General features: G+C 65.5%; 11 protein-coding genes. 8 read left to right on the top strand and 3 right to left on the bottom strand.

The window, feature by feature from the left end; genetic code table 11:
* Positions 1-115: 115 nt before the first annotated feature.
* The 7 genes from DS843_RS20630 to DS843_RS20600 all read left to right on the top strand — a co-directional run bounded on the left by DS843_RS20630 (position 116) and on the right by DS843_RS20600 (position 16,429).
* Positions 116-3,961, top strand: a complete 3,846-nt coding sequence (locus DS843_RS20630) for a rhamnosyltransferase WsaF family glycosyltransferase (protein WP_149470717.1) — start codon at positions 116-118, stop codon at positions 3,959-3,961.
* Between the two features lie 412 nt (positions 3,962-4,373).
* A complete protein-coding gene (locus tag DS843_RS20625; RefSeq protein ID WP_149470716.1) occupies positions 4,374-6,350 on the top strand; it encodes a glycosyltransferase family 2 protein in 1,977 nt (658 codons plus the stop codon).
* Positions 6,351-6,407: 57 nt separating this feature from the next.
* Positions 6,408-7,487 (top strand): CDP-glucose 4,6-dehydratase, encoded by a 1,080-nt coding sequence (gene rfbG, locus DS843_RS20620; RefSeq protein WP_149470715.1) that lies wholly within the window; start codon positions 6,408-6,410, stop codon positions 7,485-7,487.
* A 20-nt stretch (positions 7,488-7,507) separates the two neighbouring features.
* Positions 7,508-8,296 carry a glucose-1-phosphate cytidylyltransferase gene (gene rfbF / locus DS843_RS20615; protein ID WP_149470714.1) on the top strand — a complete coding sequence of 263 codons (789 nt, stop codon included), beginning with the start codon at positions 7,508-7,510 and terminating at the stop codon, positions 8,294-8,296.
* A 98-nt stretch (positions 8,297-8,394) separates the two neighbouring features.
* Positions 8,395-9,642 carry a class I SAM-dependent methyltransferase gene (locus DS843_RS20610; RefSeq protein ID WP_149470713.1) on the top strand — a complete coding sequence of 416 codons (1,248 nt, stop codon included), beginning with the start codon at positions 8,395-8,397 and terminating at the stop codon, positions 9,640-9,642.
* Positions 9,642-10,571, top strand: a complete 930-nt coding sequence (locus DS843_RS20605) for a Gfo/Idh/MocA family oxidoreductase (RefSeq protein WP_149470712.1) — start codon at positions 9,642-9,644, stop codon at positions 10,569-10,571. The genes DS843_RS20610 and DS843_RS20605 overlap by 1 nt, the downstream gene beginning before the upstream one ends.
* 1,247 nt (positions 10,572-11,818) lie before the next feature.
* Positions 11,819-16,429, top strand: coding sequence for a glycosyltransferase family 2 protein (locus tag DS843_RS20600; protein WP_149470711.1), 4,611 nt, complete (start codon positions 11,819-11,821; stop codon positions 16,427-16,429).
* Here DS843_RS20600 and DS843_RS20595 read toward each other — a convergent pair.
* The 3 genes from DS843_RS20595 to DS843_RS20585 all read right to left on the bottom strand — a co-directional run bounded on the left by DS843_RS20595 (position 16,417) and on the right by DS843_RS20585 (position 21,615).
* Complete coding sequence (locus DS843_RS20595) at positions 16,417-18,972, bottom strand: glycosyltransferase (protein ID WP_149470710.1); 2,556 nt, start codon at positions 18,970-18,972, stop codon at positions 16,417-16,419. The genes DS843_RS20600 and DS843_RS20595 overlap by 13 nt on opposite strands.
* Before the next feature lie 31 nt (positions 18,973-19,003).
* Entirely contained in the window at positions 19,004-20,086 is a 1,083-nt protein-coding gene (locus DS843_RS20590; RefSeq protein ID WP_149470709.1) for a glycosyltransferase family 61 protein, read from the bottom strand.
* A gap of 86 nt (positions 20,087-20,172) precedes the next feature.
* Positions 20,173-21,615, bottom strand: a complete 1,443-nt coding sequence (locus DS843_RS20585) for a mannose-1-phosphate guanylyltransferase/mannose-6-phosphate isomerase (RefSeq protein WP_149470708.1) — start codon at positions 21,613-21,615, stop codon at positions 20,173-20,175.
* A 189-nt stretch (positions 21,616-21,804) separates the two neighbouring features.
* Here DS843_RS20585 and DS843_RS20580 point away from each other — a divergent pair, with 189 nt between their 5' ends.
* The gene (locus DS843_RS20580) at positions 21,805-22,815 is read left to right on the top strand and encodes a glycosyltransferase family 2 protein (protein ID WP_167525384.1); all 1,011 of its coding nucleotides are present in this window, start codon (positions 21,805-21,807) and stop codon (positions 22,813-22,815) included.
* Positions 22,816-22,843: the final 28 nt, after the last annotated feature.

Raw genomic sequence — 22,843 nt, 5'->3', positions numbered from 1 at the left:
GAAATTTAAGGCCAGCACCCGGCAACCGCGAACAAGGTTGCACCGCGGTTGTTGCCTCGCGTATATCTACGGGCCGATAGCGTGGGTTACAATGGTATCTGGCGGAGAGCGCATAATGGCGATCGCGGTGACGGGTGGTCAACCATTTGATGAAAGCATAGAATTTTTTTCTACAAGAATGAATTTCGATTTCTATCTTTCACAGAATCCGTTTGCAGATGGAAAGATAATTTCTCCGGAAGTTCATTATTTAGAAAAAGGATGGCGCCTCGGATTCGACCCAGCACCGTGGTTCTCGACTGAATTCTACTTGAACACGCACAGCGACGTTCGCGAAAACGGAATAAACCCTTTTCTTCATTATTTGCAGTATGGGGAAAGCGATCAGCGGGCCATCCAGCCGTCGCACATCGGAACCGCGACGGAAAACCCCGAAGCCCTGCTCCGCCGCCACTTCGACACCGACTTCTATCTTAGCCAAAGACCGTTCGGAGATAAAAATTTCACCGATCCGCTGACGCATTATTGCGCAGAGGGCTGGAAGAAGGGCCTCGATCCGATGCCCAGCTTCTCGACATCCTATTATCTGCATGAGAATGCCGACGTCGCCGCGGCGGGAATCAATCCCTTCCTGCACTACCTGCAGTGGGGCTGGCAAGAAGGGCGCAAGCCGAACGCGCGCGTCCCGAAGCTTCCCGAGGGAAGTGAAAGCAGCCTGTTCATGGCGATCATGCGCGCCGAGTTCGACGGGGACCTCTACCGCTCCCAAGCCGTGAGCCGGTATCCCGAGCTGGCGGATGCGGCGTGCGACCCGTTCCGCCATTTCTGCGAGATCGGCTGGCGGGTGGGCATCGATCCTTCGGCGTCGTTCTCCACGGCTTGGTACCTGGAGAACAACCCCGACGTCCGCAGTTCCGGGGTGAACCCGTTCCACCACTACTTGGCTTGGGGACGCCGGGAAGGCCGCCTGCCGTCTCCGATCCGCGGCGCCCGGCCGCGTGCGGTCGATCTGACGATGGTCGAAAGCGCCGTCCGGCAGGCATTCGACCTTGAATTCTACCGCCGCAACACCCCGGCCATCACCGCGCTCGGCCTTGACCCGCTCAAGCATTTCTGTGCCTTCGGCTGGCGTCAGGAATGCGACCCCAGCCCGTTCTTTTCCACGGCTTGGTACCTGGAGAACAACCCCGACGTCCGCGGCTCCGGGGTGAACCCGCTCTACCATTATCTGGTTTGGGGACGCCGGGAAGGCCGCCAGCCAGGCCCGGCGGGGACCCCCGTGCTGCGCCGGGAGTCCCCCGATGCGGTCGAGGAACTGATCCGTCCGGCCTTTGACGAGGCTTTCTATCGGGCGAGCAACCCGGACCTTGCCGACCTGCCCATCGACCCGCTCAAGCATTACTGTGCGTTCGGTTGGCGGGAGCGGCGCGACCCGCGGCCGGACTTTTCCACAGCCTTCTATCTGGAGACCGATCCCAGCCTTGAGAAGGCAGGCATCAACCCGTTTCACCACTACCTGTCCCTTGGCCAGGCCGCCGGACGCTTGCCGCATCCGGTCGGCAAGGTTGTGACGGCGGCCGACCTCTGGCGCCATCCGATCATCCGAACGGTAGTCGCCGAGGAATTCGACGATGCCTATTACAGCGCCTGCTACGCCGACATCCGCAAGAACGGCCTCGACCCCTTGGAACACTACCTGGCCTTCGGCCACAAGGAAGGGCGTGACCCGGCGGCGTGGTTCTCAACCTCCTATTATCTGGAGCAGCATCCGGACGTCCGGGCGCTCGGAATCAACCCGTTCTTCCATTATCTCCTCTGGGGCCGCTCGATCGGCTTCCAGCCGTTCCAGCCACGGGTGAACGCCCGCCAGTTGCGCGTCAATCCAAAGGCGAAGCTGTGCACCTCGCATGGCCTGCTCAGCATGATCGCCAAGGCCGACAGCGTCCCGCCGCCGTCGCCGAACACCCCCTTCAACCCTGCCGCGCTGACCATCCATTGGGTCATTCCCGACTTCACCAAGGGGGGCGGCGGCCACATGACCATCTTCCGCATGGTCCGCTGGCTGGAATTCTTCGGACACCGCTGCGTCATCTGGGTCAACAACGCCGACAAGAACCGCACCGAGGCCCAGCGATACGACGAGATCATCAAGCATTACCAGACGATCGGCGCCGACATCCGCACCGTCTCCGACGACTTGCACCAGACCACCGGCGACATCATCGTCTCCACCGGTTGGGACACCGTGTACGTTGCGGCGCAGGCGAAGGGCTTCAAGGAGCACTTCTACTTCGTCCAGGATTTCGAGCCGTGGTTCTCCTCGCGCGGCGCCCTGTCGCTGGCGGCGGAAGGCACCTATCACCAGCAGGTATCCTGCATCTGCGCCGGACCCTGGCTGGAACAGATCATGCGCGAGCAGTACGGGCGTTGGGCGCGAAAGTTCTGGCTCGCCTTCGACACCACGGTCTATTGCGGCCATGAGCTGGAACGGCCGGCCAATCCCATTCCGCGCATTGCTTTCTACAGCCGGATCGGAACGACGCGGCGCCTCGTTGAGTTCGGGCTTCTGGCTCTGCAGATCCTGGCCGAGCGCGGTGTCGCCTTCCACGTCGACCTTTACGGCGGCACCGAGGAATACCGCGAGGCCCCGTTCCCCTGCACCAATCATGGTGTCCTCGATGCGCACGAGCTGGCCGAACTCTACCGTCAGACCGACATCGGGGTGTGCTTCTCCAGCACCAACTATTCGCTGGTGCCGCAGGAGATGATGGCCTGCGGGCTGCCGGTGGTCGAGGTCGACACCGAAAGCACCCGCGCCATCTTCGAGAACGACACGGTGACGCTGTGCGCCCCGCATCCGGTCGCCATCGCCGACCAGATCGAGGCGCTGCTGGCCGATCCGCAGCGGCGGCGGACCCAAGCGACGGCGGCGGCGGAATGGGTGTCTCGCTTCTCCTGGGAGCAATCGGCGCGGATGGTCGAGGCCGCCTTCGTCGAGCGGATCGCCGAACGCGGTTTCCCGCGGTTGCCGGCGACCCCCGTGGCAGAGCAGCCGGCGCGTCCGCCCAAGGCCAGCGTCATGATCCCGACCTGGAACGCCGGCCCGCTGTTCCACGAGGTGTTGGCGAGCGTCCAGCAGCAGCGGACCCCCTGGCCCTTCGAAATTCTGGTGATCGACAGCGGCTCGACCGATGGCACGGCCGAATTCGCCCGAGACGCCGGCGTGATGTTCCACGCCATCCCGCAGCGCGAGTTCGGCCATGGCCGGACGCGCAACCTCGGGGTGGAGATGAGCAACGGCGATTTCGTCGCCTTCATCACCCAGGACGCGAAGCCGTTCGACGAATTCTGGCTCTACAACCTCGTGACGGTGCTGGAGCATTTCCCGAAGGGCGCCGGCGCCTTCGGTCGCCATGTCGCCTGGCCAAACGCCTCGCCCTTCGTGAAGCGCGACATGGACAGGCATTTCCAAATGTTCGGCAACAACCCGCTGCAGGTTTCCAAGTACGACGACCTGGAGCGGTGGAACACCCAGGATCTCGATTTCCGCCGCTTCCTGCATTTCTACAGCGACAACAACTCCTGCTTGCGCCGCAGCGTGTGGAAGGACATCCCGCTGCCCGATGTCGAATTCGGCGAGGATCAGGTCTGGGCCGACCGCATCATCCGCGAAGGCTACAGCAAGATCTATGTTCCCAGCGCCGTGGTTTATCACTCGCACGACTACAACCCCACCGAGACGATGGAACGCTCGAAGACGGAGGCATTGTTCTTCAAGAAATACTTCGGCTATGACACCGCACCACTGAACGCAGAGGGGGATATCCGATACCTGAATCTTGAGGATGAACGGTACGGCATCCGCCACGGGGTTTCGGAACAGATCATCAAGGAACGCCAGGAACTCAACGCGGCGAGCGTGATGGGGCGTGTCATGGCGTCCATGTCCTCGCAGGAGTGAGGTGGCTGGAAACCGGCGTGCGGGCAGGGAAACCAGCCCGCATCCGCCGATCGTTCCGTCCGGTGAGGGCCTGTCTCCGTCCGCCTCTTCATGGGGTCGCGTCCTTCGCTCCCCGGACAACGCCGGAGAGAGCCTTGCCACTGGGTTTTCCTGCTTGCATGCTGCTTCCGGAGCGCTTACAAGCGGTCGCATTGTATGAACAGCATCATAACTACAGGGCGGTTAGTTTATCGGAGAGCGGCATCATGACGACTTTGTTAAGAAAGCCTTTATCCCGCACGCATAGCTATTGAAATTCTGTCGACATTTTCTGTATGTTTACCATCCCATATGGTCTTCTGATGCACCCATCGGGAAGACCGGGGCGAATTTGTTTTGGTGGTTTTAATTAGCATCGAGTGAGAGGAGCCATATGGGCGACTGTACACTGACGTCCGTCGATCCGGGCATTCGAATCGATGTTAACGCCCCTGAACAGATCATGTGCAGCGACTTGCTGCTGCGGATGGAAGGGCGGATTTTCGGCGATCCGCCAGACGGGTGGCAGATCGTCGCATCGGGGCAGGTAGTCCCCAACTTGTATAAGACGGCCGCAGGCGAGCAGAGCGCCGGCACTCCCTTTCTTATCTATGTGGACGTTCTGCAGTTGCTGGGCGCCGGCGCCCTCAGCGAGCGGACCGCCACCATCGACATCGCCGTGCGCTCCGGTGGGGAGTTGTTCGCCAGCCTGTCGGTTCCGGTCGATCACGCGGCGATCCGGTCACGTCTGGACGCGGAAGCCGAAGTGCAGCGCCTGGCCTTGGCCGACGGTGCTTTCTTCGACAACCAGGACCTTCTGGAACTGTTCATCGTCACCGCCCAGCGCGAACGGGAAGCGGAAAATTTCGAGGCGGCGCTTTACCTGCTCGACCGCGTCCTCAGCCACTACCCCGGTCACAAGGTGGCGATGACGAATCGGCACCTCGCCGAGGCCGAACAGTTCGTCCACCACGCGCTTCATGCGCCGAACGCCTTCACGCCCAGGACGATCAACCCCCTGCTGACGATGGGCTTGCCGGCCTACGACCGCCCGGTGGAGACGCGACAGAACCTCTGCGTCCTCGTCCACCAGATCTGTCAACTCGATTACGATGTCGAGGTCATCGTCAGCGACAATAACATGTCGTCTGACAATGAAGTTCTCATCAATCGGATAGCCGAAGTATTCCCGTTCGTCCGTTATCGCAAGAATGCTTTCAACGTGGGGGTCGACCAGAACGTCTACCAGATCTATCTGGAGGCGCGCGGGGATTTCGTCTATATCATTGGCGATGACGATCTGCTTTACCCGGGCGCGCTCGCAAAGCTGATGGGTGTGCTCAGCGAGCAACGGGACAGCAAGACCAACCTGCTGTATTTCGTCCCGAACCTGTATTATCCCAATCTCCGCAAGCTGCTGCGCGGCAATTATTCCTACGCCTACACCCCGAACGCCGACCTGACCCTGCTCAGCGGCGACGATGCCGTCCGGACGTTCGGCGTCGGCCTGCTGCGTCTGTCGAGTCTGGTGTTCCGGCGGCACACGGTGAACGAGGCGGCGCAGCAATACCTGATCGGGTACTACGTCTCCCCTCTGGCCTTGGCGCTCAGTGCGCTCACCAACGGTGATTGCTGCGTCATAAACGACCCGATCTACGCCTACCGGCAACAGTCGGGCGCGGCGAGCTGGAGCAGCAAGGCGCAGCAGATATACTACGACTGGCAGCCTCGCCTCTTCATCCACATGAATCAGGCCGGATACTTCTCAGCGGAGGCGACCAGGACCAGCCTTGCCAACATCGGCATCGATTACGACGCCTGGCTGGAAAAGCACGATCTCCAATCCGCCCGCAATTCCGCCCGTGTCCGCTTTCTCCGCCGCCGGCTCGTGGAGTGCGTCAAGGGTTCGCCGGCTCCGATCGATCTGCTGGTCGAGCGTGCGGCTTTCGAGGCCACCGTGCGGAGCGCGGAAAGCTTGGCCTGCTATGCCATCAGCGACTCGCGGATGCTGCTCCACCCGTCGTCGGTGACGGCGACCCAGTTGCCGATTGAATGCGTCTTCTCCAACGTTCCAGCCGCGCCCGGCGGAACCCTGGTTGCGGAAGTCGCGCTGTCGGGCGAGGCCTTCGGAGCCGTTCAATTCCTTGTCACCGTCGAGGCCGCCGACCCGCCGGATCTTCCCGCGTTGCGCGGGGAGTACAGCGTGGCGCCGGGCGGTACCGCGGTGATCACGGTTCCCATCCCGCCATCGTACGATTTCGTAAACATCGTCCTGTCGACAAGGATGGCACCGGATGCCCCCAACAATCACTACGCATCGGCGACATTCGAAGCGGTTCGTTTCGTCGCCGACACCGCGTCCGGTTCCTGACGGTGATTTCGCGACGCATGGTTCCGAACCGAGAAGCGGCAACGGGAGATGAGTGCTATGACGTCTGAGGGTCTTGCCGGCGCTCGTGTCCTGGTCACCGGCCACACGGGGTTCAAAGGCGCGTGGCTTACAGAATGGCTGCTCGCCGAGGGGGCCGAGGTGGCCGGCTTGGCGCTCGCCCCTCCCGAAGACGCTCCGAACCTGTTCCGGGACTTGCGTCTGGGCGAGCGGATGCGGTCCACGCTGGGAGACATCCGCGACTGGAGCACCGTCCGCCGCGTCGTCGAGGAGTTCCGCCCGCAGGTGGTGTTCCATCTGGCCGCCCAGCCGCTGGTGCGCCGCTCCTACGCCGAGCCGATCGAGACGTTCGGCACGAACGTGATGGGAACCGCCCATCTCCTGGAAGCGGCGCGCCTGTCCGAGACGGTCCGGGCCTTCGTCTGCGTCACCACCGACAAGTGCTATGAGAACAACGAGTGGGTATGGGGGTACCGGGAAACCGACCGCCTGGGCGGCAAGGACCCCTACAGCCTCAGCAAGGCTGCCGCGGAACTCGTCGCCAAGGCTTATTACGAGCGGAAGTTTGTCTGCAACGGCATGAACATCGCAACCGCGCGGGGCGGAAACGTCATTGGCGGCGGCGACTGGGCGGAAGACCGGATCATCCCTGATCTGGTGCGGGCGATCCAGGCCGGAAAGCCGCTCGTCCTGCGCAATCCCAAGGCGATCCGCCCGTGGCAGCATGTCCTGGAGTTGGTCCGGGGCTACATCGTCCTTGCCAAGGCTCTGCTCGGCGATCGGGCGGACGGCGCGGCCGGGGCTTGGAATTTCGGGCCGCGCCGCGGCAACGAGGTCGAGGTGGGAACGCTCGTGGCCGATTTCTGCCAAGTCTGGGGGGGCCTGCAGACTCCGGTGGTCGTCGAGCCGAGCGGTCTTCCGGAATCGCACTTCCTGAAACTTGACATTGCCAAGGCGGAAGCCGGCCTCGGCTGGCAGCCCGCCATCGATTTCAAGACGACGCTGGAGCTGACCGCCGGCTGGTACAGGGATTATCTGGCCGATCCATCCATCGCCAGCCAGCTCGTCAACCGGCAGATCGCACAGTATCGGCAACTGTGTTCCGCTGCCGGTCAGTGACCAATTTATAGGAGATTGATATGAAGGCAATGATTCTCGCCGGCGGTCTTGGTACTCGTCTTGCCGAGGAAACCACTATGCGGCCCAAGCCAATGGTCGAAATCGGCGGCCGCCCAATTATCTGGCATATTCTGAATATGTATTCGGCCCACGGCATCAATGATTTCGTGATTTGTGTCGGATACAAGGGGTATATGATCAAAGAGTATTTTGCAAACTACGCCCTCCATATGTCTGACCTGACGATCAGCAACAAGGACAGGGCGATCACCTATCACGCCAGCTACGCCGAGGACTGGCGCATCACGGTGGTCGACACCGGCGAGACGACGATGACCGGCGGGCGCATCAAGCGCGCCCTGCGCTACGTCGCCGACGACGAGGCGTTCTGCATGACCTATGGGGATGGCTTGTCCGACGTCAACATCTCGGAGCTGGTCGATTTCCACCGCTCCCGGAACCGGTTGGCGACGGTCACCGCCGTCCACCCCACGGCGCGCTTCGGCCGATTGGAGATCGTCGACGACGAGGTTCGCAGCTTCGTCGAAAAGCCCGTCACCGAGGGCGGCTGGATCAACGGCGGCTTCTTCGTGCTGTCGCCGAAGGTGGCCGAATGCATCGACGGCGACGAGACGATTTGGGAATACGGGCCGCTCGACAAGCTTGCGCAGAGCGGGCAGCTCAACGCCTACCGCCATGAAGGGTTCTGGCAACCGATGGACACGCTGCGGGATCGCCAGCACCTCGAGGAACTCTGGAAAGGCGGCAAGGCTCCGTGGCAAATCTGGCAGAAATCCACCGGCCGGTGATCCCGGCGTTGTCTTAAGCCAAGCGCGAACACATCGACGATCGCAGCGGTGCCGTGGACAGCATCGGTCGGTCTTCAATCATTCAGGAGTTTACAGACATGGCCGGATCGATCCCCGAAATCACAAGCTGCGAAGTCTGCGGCAACACACGACTTGAGGCCGCCATCGACCTTGGCCTGCATCCGATGTGCGACGACCTCGTGAAGGTGGGCGACGGCCGGATTTGCCGCGAGTACCCGATCGACATCCTCTTCTGCGACGTCTGCCGGACCGCTCACCAGCGTTTCCAGGTTCCCAAGCGCGAGCTTTTCCCGCAGGACTACCATTACCGCTCGCGTTTCACGGCCGACGTCCTGCGCGGAATGGAGCAGCTCGCGCAGTCGGTCGAGCAGGAACTCGGCTCACTCAAGGGCCTCAAGGTGCTCGACATCGGCTGCAACGATGGCAGCCTGCTCGGCATGTTCCAGGCGCACGGCGCCTCGACGATTGGGATCGAACCGACCGGGGCGGCGCAGGACGCCATCGAACGGGGGCACGCGGTCTACAACGACTATCTCGGCGACGCCGTCGCAGAGCGGATCGTGGCGGAACACGGCAAGCCCGACATCATCACCTTCACCAACGTCTTCGCCCACATCGAGAATCTCGGCGAAGTGATCGGTTCGCTCAAGCTTCTGATGAAGCCCGAGACGCTGCTGGTGATCGAGAACCACTATCTGGGCGCTGTTCTGGACGGCAACCAGTTCGACACCTTCTACCACGAGCACCCGCGCACCTACAGCATGACGTCGTTCGAGCACATCGCCCGCTCGCTCGGCGTCGTGGTGGCGAAGGCCGAATTCGTCGTCCGCTACGGCGGCAACATCCGGGTGTTCATGCGCGCGGCCCCGCTGCCGGGAACCGCCAACGCCAGCAACCTCGACGAGGTGCGGCAGCGCGAGGCTGGCTTCGGCGCGCGGTTCGAACAGATGCGGGCGAACGTCCTGAACTGGCAGACCCGCAAGAAGCGGGAGATCGAGGCGCTGGTCAAGGAGCACGGCCCGCTGTACGGCAAGGCGTTCCCCGGGCGGGCCGCCATCCTCGTCAAGCTGCTCGGCCTCGACGAGACCGTCATCGCCGGGGTGTTCGAGAAGCCGGGCTCGCTGAAGATCGGCCATTATCTGCCCGGCACCCGCATCCCCATCCTCTCCGACGACGACCTGTTCGCCATGGCCAAGCAGCCGCCCGTCCTGGTGAACTTCGCTTGGCACATTCCCGCCGAGATCCACGGCTACCTGAAGAACAATGGCTTCAGCGGGACGGTGGTCGACATCATCTCGGCGGACGACTTCAAGACGGTTGATTGATGCGGCGGGTCGGCATCTTCGGGGCGGGTTTCGGTCTCTACGGCTATCTGCCGGCCATGATCCGGGCGGGGGCTGACCGCATCGTCATGCCCTCCCGCTATCGTGAGACCTTTGCCAGACGTTCCGAACTGCAACCCTTCGCTTCCTGCATCGACTGGGCAGAGAGCGACGACGCGGTGCTGCACGGGGCCGACGCGGTGGTGATCGCGCGGGTTCCGGTGCAGCAGCCGCGCATCGTGGAAAGGGCGTTCGCGGCTCACGGTGTGCGCCGTTTCATTCTGGAAAAGCCGCTCGCCCCGTCTCCCGCCGCCGCCCTCGCTCTGCAAGAGACGTTGCGCGCCTCCGGCAGCCGCTGGCGGATCGCCTATGTCTTCCGCTTCACCCGGTGGGGAAAAAGCCTCCGGACGCTCTGCCACGCGACGGAGGCTGGTGAAAAGGCCGAGCGGGTCCGCCTGCAGTGGACCTTCCACGCGCATCACTTCCGGCACAATCTCGACAATTGGAAGCGGCATCACGAGGAAGGAGGCGGCGTCCTTCGCTTCTACGGAATCCATGTGATCGCCCTTCTGGCGGAGCTTGGCTACGACGATGTCCTCCGCTCGCACATGACTGGCTCGCCTGGGCAGCCGGAGCGCTGGTCCGCGGCGTTCTCCGGCCCGGGAATGCCGCTCTTCGAACTCGAAGTCGATACGCGTGCTGAATCCACCTGCTTCGAAGTGATGGCGGACGGCGGCGGCCGCTCTCACGTCATCGCGCACCTGCCCGATCCCTTTGCGGAAGTCGCCGGCGAGGGAGACCTCGACCCGCGGATCACCCCCCTGGCTGAGCTGTGCCGCTCGCTGTGGGACGAGCAGGCCGCTCCCGTCGCTTGGTACGGGGCTGCGCTGGATCTGTGGTCTCGCACCGAGGCGGCAACCCTCGCCGAATGAACCGCGCTGCTGCTTCTTGAAAGTCATCCGGCTTGAGGGCATGCCGCCGAAGCTCTTGATCCTGACGGCTTGGGATCAAGAGCCGCTGCTGCAACAGCGCAAGATCTGCGGCGCCGGATCACTCCGATCCCGGAGGGGCTGTTGCTCGTCGCGGCCAAAGCGCTGCTCCCCGCAAATGCGGAGCAGAGACTTTTGTCCTTTTATCAGCTTATAATCCCCGAGGAAGCGGGAAAAATTTTCCCCAATTGCAGACTCAATGGTGCTTTGCTAAGAATATCGAAATATTGATCCACCAAGGTGGTGGCATGGCAACAAGCATATTTCATTAATGGAATATTTTGCGCGGGGCATCGCCTAAAATTTGCTATCGCGCAAGCCGATTCCCTCTGTTTCTGGCGAATACGGTGGATGTCTAACATTTTGTACTCCTCAGGTGTAGGCTATCGCTCGACAACACCCGTACCACCGCACCAACTTCAACCGGCAGGCTCATCCCGACATGATGCGAACCCCTCTCGCTCCAGGCAGTGGCGCCCTATTCCGCGCTGTTTGTGCAAAGGCGGATCGGCACGCGCTCACATCTGGCCCCAGGCGACAGGCCGGACGACACATCGCGTCGTATGACAGTGCTGTGGAAGCTTGCCACTGAAATGAACAAAGCTTTCAAGTTTCGAGGAGCGGCGGTGCTCCCGCACGCACCGAACCATTGGAATGCATGATGTACCATCGCATCTCCGGCTCTCCTTCAAAGCGTGCAGAGACGGCATACTTAGCAGGCATATAGGCTCTGAAATGTCCCGGATATCTATGAATATTTCTGCATTCATTGCTCACTTCACTTGCAAGAATCAGCATGAACTTTCTGAATATTCATGATGATCCAAGGACCCATACATCATCGGCAGGAAGGTTTCCGGAACACGTTCCACCCACCCCACCTTGATGGATCTAAGGCTCGGAAACCAGGAAAGCTGAACAGAGCCATCTCCATCACGACAGAAGACGAACAGCGACATGTATAATCACTGCACTTTTATAGAAAAATACGGCTGATTTGAACTACAGAAGGCGCACACCCAGTGGCCTTCTCGACCAAGACCCGTGGACTTTTCAAGAAGAAGGTTAAGCTTTCTCGTTAATCTTTGGATTTTCATGGACTGACCCCAATGTAAACGTCAGTCAAAAAATCTATCCAAGCAACGGGAAAATACCAACGCTCGTTTTTTTAAGAAAAAAGGTGAAAACAGATGGCCCAGCGCAGGACCGTGACCGGCAACTTGGACAGTGTGGATCTCAACAACGGCTTCGGCTACGTCCTGTCCGGTTGGGCCGTCTCCAACAACGACACCAACCATAAGACTAGCATAACCATCGTCGCCGACGGGCAACGGGTTGCGGCCTCGTCGGCACGCTATTACCGGAGCGACCTGTTCCATGCGGGGAAGGGCTGCGGCTTCAATGCCTTTTCCATCCTGATCCCCGTCGAGTGGGTGCCCGATCAGGAGGCGCGGCTCTTCCACGTCCTTGCCGACGGGGAACTGATCGGCGGCGCCTCGATCGGCCCGTCCCCCCGGCTCTCCCCGCTCCGCGCGCTGTTCGGCGGGCAGGCCCGGTGCCCGGCGTCCCTGTCCGAGGCGGGAATCGCCCCGGAGGACCAACCGGTCGACGTCATCGGCGATGTGGCCATGCTGGCGGGCGGCGGGATATTCGACGCCCACTGGTATTCCCAGATCTACCCCGACGCCGCCGAATGGTGCCATGGAACCGGGGGGTCTCCCCATCTGCACTATCTGTTCATCGGCCGCGCCCAGGAACGTCTGCCCCACATTCCCATAAACGAGTCGTGGTATGTGGAGCGGTACGGGACCATCATCCGCGGCATGCGCGGGGTTCGCGCGGCCAACCCGGTCGATCATTACTATGTCGCCGGGAGCGTGTTCGGCTTCGACGCGGTTCCGGGGTTCGACGAACAGACCTACCTGCGCATCAACGACGACGTCGCCGATCTGGTGGAAGACCGCCATCTGATCAGCGGCTACCGCCATTACGTCATGTTCGGCGCCGCCGAAGGCCGCTGCACGGCGCCGTGGAGCGCGCTGCCGCGGCTCCACGCCCATGAACTACCGAGCCGCCCCGAATTCGCCGCCATGATAAGCGGCGAACTCATCGGTGCCCCGGCAGCACCCGGCCCGACCGGACGGGACTGGGCGATGATCAACGCCAGGAGCTTTTCCGCGGGCCCGGCGACGGGCAGCTTCGCCGAGGGACTCTACCGCGCCCACCGCCCCGACGTGGCCCACGTCATCGCGGGCCGGCAGCTTCCCTCCGCCGCCGTGCACTGGCGCGACCACGGGCTGATCGAAGATCTGGCCGGAACCGCGCCCCGCATCCCCGGCTATTGCGAGAACCGCTACCTTTCGAACAATCCCGACGTGTCGGAGGCGGTGTCGAACCGCGCGATTCCCTCGGGATATCACCACTTCCTCAGCCACGGTCATCTGGAGACGCGCAAGGGCGGGATCGATCACGGCGAGCCGGCCCCGCGGACCATCGCGACCAACGACATCCTGCGGCGGATCGCCGCCCGGGACGGCTGGCCGACGATCTCCATCGTCATGCCGGTCTATCAGACGCCGGAACGCTGGCTGCGGGCGACGGTCGATTCCGTGCTCGCCCAGCTCTACCCGTTCTGGGAGCTGTGCATCGCCGATGACGCCTCGCCCGGCCCCCATGTCCAGGAACTGCTGGCCGAGTTCGCCGCGCGCGACCCCCGCATCCGCGTCACGACCCTGCCGGCCAACGGCGGCATCTCCGCCGCGTCGAACGCCGCCCTGTCTCTGGCCAAGGGCGAATGGATCGCGCTGCTCGACCATGACGACCTGCTGACGCCGGACGCGCTCTACGAGATCGCCGCGGCCGTCGTCGAGCACGACCCGGACGCCGTCTATTCCGACGAAGACAAGATGAGCGTCGACGGGCGCTTCTACGACGCGACGCACAAGCCCGGCTGGTCGCCCGACCTGCTGCGCGGCACGATGTACATCGGGCACCTGACCTGCTACCGCGCCTCCGTCGTCCGCTCGGTCGGCGGCTTCCGCAGCGCCTATGACGGGACCCAGGACTACGATCTGGCGCTCCGCGTCGCGGCGGTGACCGACCGCTTCGTCCATGTGCCGAAGATCCTCTACCACTGGGTGGCCATTCCGGGCTCCACCGCCGAGGTCCTGTCGGCCAAGAGCTACGCGGTGGAGCGGCAGAGGAAGGCCATCGAGGAGACCCTGGCCCAGCAGGCGGCCACGCCCTTCGAGGTGCACCCCCACTGGTCCACGGGCAACTGGCGCGTGGTCTACGCACCGCCCGAACAAGCCCCCTCCGTCAGCGTCGTGATCCCCACGGCGGGCCGCAAGGGTGAGATCTTCGGGATGACCGTCGATCTCGTGACGAACTGCGTGATGAGCCTCTTCGGCAGCGAATGCTACGGCAACTTCGAGGTCGTCGTCGTGCACAACGGCGAACTGGAGGATTCCACGCTGCGCTTCCTGCGTGCCTTCCCGAACGTGCGCGAGTTCAACGCCCAGCGCCCGCTGTTCAATTTCTCCGAGCGCGTGAACATCGGCGTGGAGCAGGCGCGCGGCGACTATGTCCTTCTGCTCAACGACGACATCCAGGCCATCTCCAAGCATTTCCTGCGCGACATGGTCGGGCTGGCCTCGCAGCCGGGGGTCGGCATCGTCGGCCCGCGCCTGCTGTTCGCCAACGGCACGATCCAGCATGTTGGGATCACGCTGCTGAACGGCAGCCCGACCCACGCCATGATCGGCGAGCACCGCCTGTCGCCGGGTCCGCAGGGAATCGCGCAGCTCACGCACAACGCCGCCGCGACGACCGCCGCCTGCCTGCTGGTCTCCCGCAGGCTCTACCAGGAGGTGGGGGGCTTCGACACCGGCCTCTGGCTCAACTACAACGACGTCGATTTCTGCAACAAGGTGCGGGCGAAGGGGCTGCGGATCGTCGTCGATCCCGCCATCGAGCTGTATCACTTCGAATCCCTGTCGAAGGAAGGAACCTTCAACTGGGAACTGCAGAACTTCATCCGGCGCTGGGGCATCGAACGGGACCCGAACGTCAACCCGAACTTCTCCACCGCCAACCCCTTCTACGAGATCGCGCGCACCCCCGCGGACCGGCCCGTGCGCGACGTGGAGGAGCAGATCATGACGCGCATCGCAGCGTCGCGCACCCGGCCGCCCGTCGATGAGTCGATCCGCTTCTCCTTCTTCATGAGCACCTACAAGCAGCCGATCCGGTTCCTGCGCGAGATCGAGAAGACGATCCTCAACCAGTTCTACCGGAACTTCGAATGGGTGATCGTCAGCGACGGCGACCACCGGCCGGAGCTTCTGGACTGGCTGCGCAGCGTCGCCGTGCACGACAATGTGAAGGTCATCGTCAGCCCGGAGAACCGCGGCATTATGGCCGGATACGGGCTGGCCTTCCGGGAGACGTCCGGCGATTACGTCCTGCCGGTCGATGCCGACGATTTCCTGACGCTCGACGCGCTCCAGGTGATGGCGGAGCACATCCACGCCCACGGCTTCCCCGCCGTGCTCTATTCCGACGAGTTCAAGAGCAACCCGCAGTCCCGGCTGTTCTCGCCGTTCCACAAGCCGGACTTCGACTGGGTCCTGCACATGAACATCTGCTTCACCTGCCACCTCTGCGCCCTGCGGCGCGACGTGGCGGTGGAGATCGGCGCCTACACCGACCTGCGGGCGACCTGGAGCCACGATTGGGACACCTTCACCCGCGTCGAGCGGGCGGGCCACACGATCGTGCATGTCCCGCATCTGCTCTACGCGTGGCGGATCAACCCCGGCTCGACGGCATCCGTCGAAACCAGCATGAAGCCGGAGGCGCTGGACAGCCAGCGGCACGTCCTGGAACAGCATCTGGCCCTGACCGGGCGCGACCGGACGCTCGCCGTCGTCGAGAACACGCTGTTCCCCCATCCCGGAATCTGGCGGCTGGCCCCCGTGGACGGGACATCCCTCCCCATGACGATGGTGATCGAGGCCGGACGGGTCGACGAGACGGCGGCGGAAGCCATCACCGCCATCCTGGTACGGCGCAGCCAGTCGTCCGGCCCGATCCGGGTTCGGGTGGCTTCCCCCGAGGACGCGGAGCGGCTGAAGTATGATCTCGATCGGCGGGGGGCCGGCTGGGTCCTGGCGAACCTGACCCTGCACGACGCTCCGCTCGTCTCCCTGCTCGCCGACGCCTGCGCGGAGAGCGATTTCGTCGCCTTCGCCCAGGCCGGCTGCATGCCGGAAAAGGCAGGGACCCTACGCGAACTCGCGGGGCTGCTGAACGGGGTGGAGGACGCGGCGGCCATCGGTGGGCGCGTCCTGGACCCGGATGGCCGCGTCGCCTGGGCCGGCGGCTTCTTCGGGTTCGGCGGGTTCCTGGCCACCGCGGATTACGGGCGCGACGCGGACGACGGCGGTTATCACGGCATGGCCTTCTGCCAGCGGACCGTGGACGGCGTCTCGCCCAGTCACTGGCTGGCCCGCAGCGGCTTCCTGAGCGGCCTCCTGCGGCGGATTCCGCGCGATGCCACCGCCGGACAGATCGCGAGCGCCATCGCGCTGCGCGCCCACGGAGACGGCAAGCGGGTTCTCTACACACCGTTCAGCACCTGGAAACTGACGAAGCGCTCCTGCGTCCAGCCGCCGCCGCCCGGCGGGGCGCTGCTGGCCGCTCTCGACGTGGCGGTGCCGCCGCGAGCGAGCCGCTGGTACAACCCCCGCCTCCACCCGCAGACGGAGCGGAGCTACCTGCCCCGCGGCTACGACACCTGAAGCGGTATGAAACCGTCGGCGCCCTCAGGCGCCGACGGTTTCATACCGCCGTACGGCGTGGGCGCCGCTCCCCCGCCACTCACGGAGTTCGCCGGCATCGCATGGCCGGTCACGCGCAGCAGGGCGGACAAGGCCGCCTCCGGGGTGATGGAGGAGACGATGAAGCCGTTCGGCCAGTGGCGCAGCCGCTCGGCGGGCGCGCCGATGTCGAAGACGCCGACCGGCAGCCCCAGCCCGACCACCTCGTCCAGCACGTAGCAGTGGGTTTCCGGCCAGACCGACGGTAGGAAGATAGCGTTGCAGCCGCGGGCGGCGAGCAGGCCGGCCAGCCGCTCCGGCTCGTAGCGGCCGTTGTCGCGCAGGTGCGGGGAAACGATCGGCTGGTCGCTGTCGCCGAACAGCTCGAACAGGACCGGCAGCCGCTGCGTCTCCGCCAGCCGCACCATGGCCTTCAGGATTCCCGACCCCTTGGCGACGTTGATGCCGCCGACCACCGCCACGCGGGCGAACCGGTCCGGAGCGGGCGGCGGCAGGGGCGTCACGGTCACATGGTCGGCCAGATGCGGGATGATCCGCAGACGGTCGTCGCGCAGGGAGAAGGCCCGCCGGAGCGTGGCGAGCGCGCTCCGGGAAAAGGTGACGTGGCGGTCGGCAAGGTCGAACAGCGCCTGCCACGCCCGGCGGTGCTCCGCGATGTCGAAGCCCTCGACGGGAACGCCTTCCCCGTCGGGCCGGCGGAAATGCCGGTTGGCCGGCGCGCAGGTCCGGCAGCGTGCCGGCTCCGGCACACCGCAGAACCGGTCCTCCGCGTCGATCAGGTTCAGCGAGGGGCAGACCGGGAAATAGTCGTGGTGCATCAGGCGCAGCGGCACCCCATGGTCCCGCCGCAGGGTCCGCAGGAAGACCATCACCGCGTCCGGCGCCGCGTGGCCGACCAGCGAGTTGACCACCACCTCCGCCGGCGGCAGGGCGGAGACGAGGGCGCCGAGATCGGACAGGTCGTTCGCGGGAAAGCGGAAGGTGGCCTCGCGGTGCAGAAGCTCGATGTCGAGCGCATGTTCCGGCATCGCCAGAGCCGGTTCCGTGGAGGGCCGCACCAGAAGCACCGTCCGTCCCTGCGCGTGCAGGCGCGCGATCTCCTTGACGCGGAAGGCGGCGGCCCCGCCGCGCCCGGCATGGTCGAAGAGAAGCACCGTCTGCGGACGGCCTGCCGCCGCCGCGCCCAGGATGCGGACCGCCGCCGCGGCGCGGATGGGGCGCAGCGGGTCGGCGCGGATGAAGTCCTGCACCTCCGCGTCGAACTCCGGGTAGCGCTGCCGGATGATGTCGCCCGACGCCTGGATCTGGGCCTGCTTCTCCTCGCTGGAGAAACTGCCGCCGTGCCGGTGGTGGACGTAGAGGTTGGGCACCACGGCGTTGGTGAAGCCGCGCCGCATGGCGCGCCGGCACCAGTCCACCTCCTCCCCATAGCCGCGCCCGAAGGCCTCCAGATCGAAGACGCCGACCTCGCGCAGCGCCCGCCGGTTCAGCGCCATGCAGAAGCCGACGCCCGTCGGCACCTCCACCGGGGGCAGATCCCCCAGGGCCGCGAAGCCCATGTCGATCTCCGCCGCCGTGGCGCCGAGGAAGGGCTCGTTGTCCTCCGGCATGGCCGGGAAGCCGCAGATGGTGCCGGCGTTGGTGAAGGGGGTGGTGCTGGCGATGGACGGCGTCGCCTCGATCGGCCCGACCAGCCGCTCCAGCCAGCCCGGCGGCACCTCCACATCGGTGTTCAGCAGGACGACATGCCCGTCGGAATTCAGCCGCTCCGCCACCTCCAGCCCGGTGAGCACGGCCTTCAGATACCCCTCGTTGCGCGGCTTGGCGACGACCGTCACATGATCGAGCGCGGTGCCGAGCGCCACCAGGAAGGCCGAGATGCTGCGGTCGGGATTGCCGTCGTCGATGAAGACGATGCGGTGCCGGGGATCGACCGTCTCGATCAGCGCGTGCACCAGCGGGGTCAGGAAGTGTTTTCCGCCATAGACCGGCACGATGATCGTTACGGGGGCGATCGTAACCGGAGCGACCGTGACGGGAGGACCACCACCCACCGCGTTCCGCGCCCGTGTCAGCGGCGCCGGCAGGGCGGCGGCGTAGCGCAGGCCGCGTTCGGTCAGGAAGCGGTACTCGACCGCCGCCGGGGCGCGGTCGCAGGCGACCTGCCAACTGCGCAGCGACAACCCCTCGCGCAGCATCAGGGGAATGATGCACTCCTCCCCCCCGGCGGTCAGCCGCAGGACGACCGCCGACGTGCTGAGCGGCACGGCCGCGGCCACCACGAAGCCCGAACGGTCGGCCAGAGGGTTGCCGAGGGCGAGGCCGACGTCGTGCCGGTCGATTCCCCTCCGGACATGGAGAGCGGACGGGGGATTCCCCCGGTCGATCACCACGCCAAAGCCGCACAGGCCGTGCGTCCGGTGAAAGGCCCAGCCCTCGATCCGAAGCTCGCTGCCGACCTCGATGCGTTCGATGTAGTAGTCGAATGGCTCAGGCGTCGTCATCCCCGCATCCCCCGTCGTTCCGCGTCCGGCGTCAGCCGCCAAAGATGATGTCCCGGTCGTCCGGGGAAAGGATCAGGTCGGTGTCCCAGGGCATGACGCCGCGGACCGGGCCGTCCTGCGCGCAGCGGACCTCGGTGTAGTCGAGGCCGCGCAGGGTCGCGATGAACCAGAAGAAGGTGTCCGGCATGCCCGCGGGCGCCAGATTGACCACGCGCGCGCCGGGCGGGGCGAAGGCGATGTTGGTCATCGCCGCCCCCATCACCCCGACGATCCGCGAGGCCCCCTTGAACAGGGCGACCTGCTCCGGCAGGGACAGCATCCCCGGTTCGACCAGCCGGTAGCCGCAGGCCTCCGCATGGGCGGCGAGCGCGTCCTCGTCCACGACGCGGCGGAAGCCGGTGGAGCGGCGGGTGACGAACAGCCGCTCCGCGCCGGCGGGCGCCGTATCCCGGGCCACGGCGTCCACCCCCTCCAGGACGAGCGGCGACATGTATCCTCCATGCTCGCTCAAGCCGTCCACCACAAGCAGGTCGGCGAAGCGGCGCGGCGTGTCGTCGGCGACGATGGTCCGGGCGAGGTCGATCCCCAGCATCGACAGGGAGAAGGCCATGGCGTTGTTCAGATGCTCGGGCGCCTGCGCCACGAGGAACCGCGCGTCCAGCTCCGGCAGCCGGCTGTGGACGAGATGCGCCTTGGGCAGCATCTCCATCATCCAATGCCCGTAATTGCCGACGCCGCGCTTCTTGCACAGCAGGACCGGCCCCTTGCCGCCGGTGTTCTCCCCCCGCTCCGGCCCGTCCGCCATGGCGGCCAGAACGGCGGCGTGGGCCTCCTCGATCTCCGCGCCGGAATGCTGGGTGATGGTTTCGTGGTAGAGATTGCCGTCGCGGTCGAAGACCAGCCCCTCCTTGGCCACCCAGACGTCGGACAGGCGCGCCACGCGCACCGGCCGTTCGGGAAAACGCGGCGTTCTCCACGCCCATTCCATGACGTCGAGGACGGGCGGGGGGATCAGGTACTTGTGGAGAATCCGGGGATAGCCGGCGTCGAAGCCCGGCGAGGCGAGGGTCAGGATGACGGAATCATCGGGCAGGCTGATCTGTGTCGGAGACATCCGGGAGGCATTCCGTCGCAGGCCGTGCGCCGCGCCATCCGATGGAAGAGCCCCCCGGCATGGCGCCGGGGAGCCTCCGGATGGGGCTAGGAGCGGCCGTAATGGTCGTCGAAACGGACGATGTCGTCCTCGCCCAGATAGGAGCCGGACTGCACCTCGATCAGGTTCAGCGGCACCTTGCCGGGATTCTCCAGCCGGTGCGGGGTGCCCAGCGGGATGTAGACGGACTCGTTCTCGCGCAGCAGGATCTGCTCGTCGCCGCGGGTGACCAGCGCGGTGCCGTTCACCACCACCCAATGCTCGGCGCGGTGATAATGCTTCTGCAGCGACAGGCGGGCGCCCGGCGCCACCGTCAGGCGCTTCACCTGGAAGCGATCGCCGGCGTGCAGCGACTGGTAGAAGCCCCAGGGGCGGTGCACCCGGCGGTGCAGCAGCGGTTCGCTGCGGCCCTGCGTCTTCAGATGCTCGACCAGCGGCTTGATGTCCTGCGCCCGGTCCTTGGCGGCGACCAGGATGGCGTCCTCGGTGGCGACCACCACCGCGTTCTCCATGCCGAGCAGGGCGACGAGCGCGCCGTCCTCGCTGCGGACGTAGCAGCCGCGGCTGTCCCAGGCGACGGCGTCGCCGTGGCAGACGTTGCCGCCCTGGTCCTTCTCGCCGATCTCCCACAGCGCCGACCAGGCGCCGACGTCGGTCCAGCCGATGCTGCAAGGCACCACGGCGGCGGCCTCGGTGCGCTCCATCACCGCATAGTCGATGGAGATGTTGGGGGAGGCGGCGAAGGCCTCCTCGTCCAGGCGGAAGAAGTCGAGGTCGGAGCGGCCGCGGGCGAGCGCCGCCCGGCAGGCGTCCAGGACCGCCGGCGCCCAGCGTTCCAGCTCGGCTAGATACTGGCGCACCGGCAGCAGGAACATGCCGCTATTCCAGAAGAAGTCCTTCTCCGCCAGATAGCGCTCGGCCTGCTCGCGCGGGGGCTTCTCCACGAAGGCGGCGACGCGGAAGGCACCATCGTGGCCGGCCACCGCGTCGCCGCGCCGGATGTAGCCGTAGCCGGTCTCCGGCGCGGTCGGGACGATGCCGAAGGTGGTCAGAAGCCCGGAGGACGCGGCGGCGGACGCCGTGGCGATGGCCTGGAGGAAGGCGTCCCGGTCCTGGATCGCGTGATCGGCCGGCAGCAGCAGGATCTGCCCGTCGGGGTCCTGCTCCGCCACGATCAGGGCGGCGACCGCGGCGGCGGGGGCGGTGTTGCGCCCGACCGGCTCCAGGACGATCCGGGCCGCGCCGCGCCCGGCCTGGCGTATCTGCTCGGCGATGACGAAGCGGTGTTCCTGGTTGCAGACGATCAGCGGATCGGCGAAGCGCGCCGCGTCCGAGACCCGCCCGGCGGTGTCCTGCAGCATCGAGCGTTCCGAGCAGAGCGGCAGGAACTGCTTGGGATACTGCTCCCGCGACATCGGCCAGAGCCGGACCCCGGCACCACCGGACAAGATCACGGGGTGTATCCGGCTGTTCTGGGAGGTGTTCGTCATGGCTGGCGAAACTGCACCATTGGTTAAGGAATCAACTCCCTGTGTAGAGGTTTTGCCGCAGGCATGCTAGAGCGAAATCCGGCACCCCGCGCCCGCGCCGGCGGCAGGGCCGCCGCGTCCGCGGGCCGGCGTTCCGGAGCCCGAATCCAGGGGGAAGCGACAATCACGGGCATGCTTGGAGGACGTCCTATGGAGACCGGCGGCGGAGAGTCCGCGCCGGGCGTGCCGGAACAGGACGCCACCCCCCTCTTCACCATCATCACCCCCTGCCTGAACCGGGCCGCCCTGGTCGCGGAAGCCGTGGACAGCGTGCTGGCCCAGGACGGAGTGGCCCAGGACGGGGTGACGGTGGAGCACATCCTGGTGGACGGCGGCTCCACCGACGGCACGCTGGAGGTGCTGGCGCGCTACCCGCACCTGCGCGTGCTCAGCGGCCCCGACCGGGGTGTCTACGACGCCATCAACCGCGGGCTGGCCATCGCGCGCGGGGCGGTCATCGGGCATCTCAACAGCGACGATCTGCTGCTGCCGGGGGCGCTGTCCGCCGTGGCCCGCGCCCTGGCCGCGGCACCGGACGCCGACGCGGCCTGCGGGGGCGCCACCGTCGTCGAAGCCCACGGGACCGGACGGATGCGCACATCCTGCGGCTACGACGATCCGGGCATGAAGACGCTGCGCCCGGCCGACCTGTGCCGCGGCGTGCCGATCATCAACGCCCGCTTCTTCCGGCGCGGCCTGTACGAGCGGGTCGGCCTCTACGACCCGTCCTACCGTTACGCCGGGGACCGCGAGTTCCTGATCCGCGCCTGGACCGCCGGCATGAAGACCGTTCCGGTGCCGGAGCGCGTCTACGTCTACCGCCAGCATGCCGGTTCGATGACCATCGTCGGCGGCATGCGGCAGATGGTCCCGTGGCTCGACGAGCATCTGCGGCTGGCCCGCCGGGTGATGGACGATCCGGCCAGCCCGCCGGCCCTGCGCCGCGAGGCGCGGAACTGGCACGCCTTCGAGGTGGGGCGGGCCGCCGGGCGCGCCCTGGCCGCGGGCGCTCCCGGGCAGGCCGCCCGGCTGGCGCTCGGCGGGGCCGCCACGGACCCCGTCTGGCCGGCCCGCTTCGCCTGGCAGGCAACCGGCTATTGCGTTCGCCACTATTGCCTTCCCCGTCTTGAACGGGCAAAGGAACGCTCCGGTACACCCTGATACCCCCCGATACCCCTTGTGCGCCCTT

This window comes from Roseomonas genomospecies 6, assembly GCF_008365375.1.
Classification (GTDB): Bacteria; Pseudomonadota; Alphaproteobacteria; order Azospirillales; family Azospirillaceae; genus Azospirillum.
This window is presented reverse-complemented; position numbering and strand designations above follow the sequence as displayed.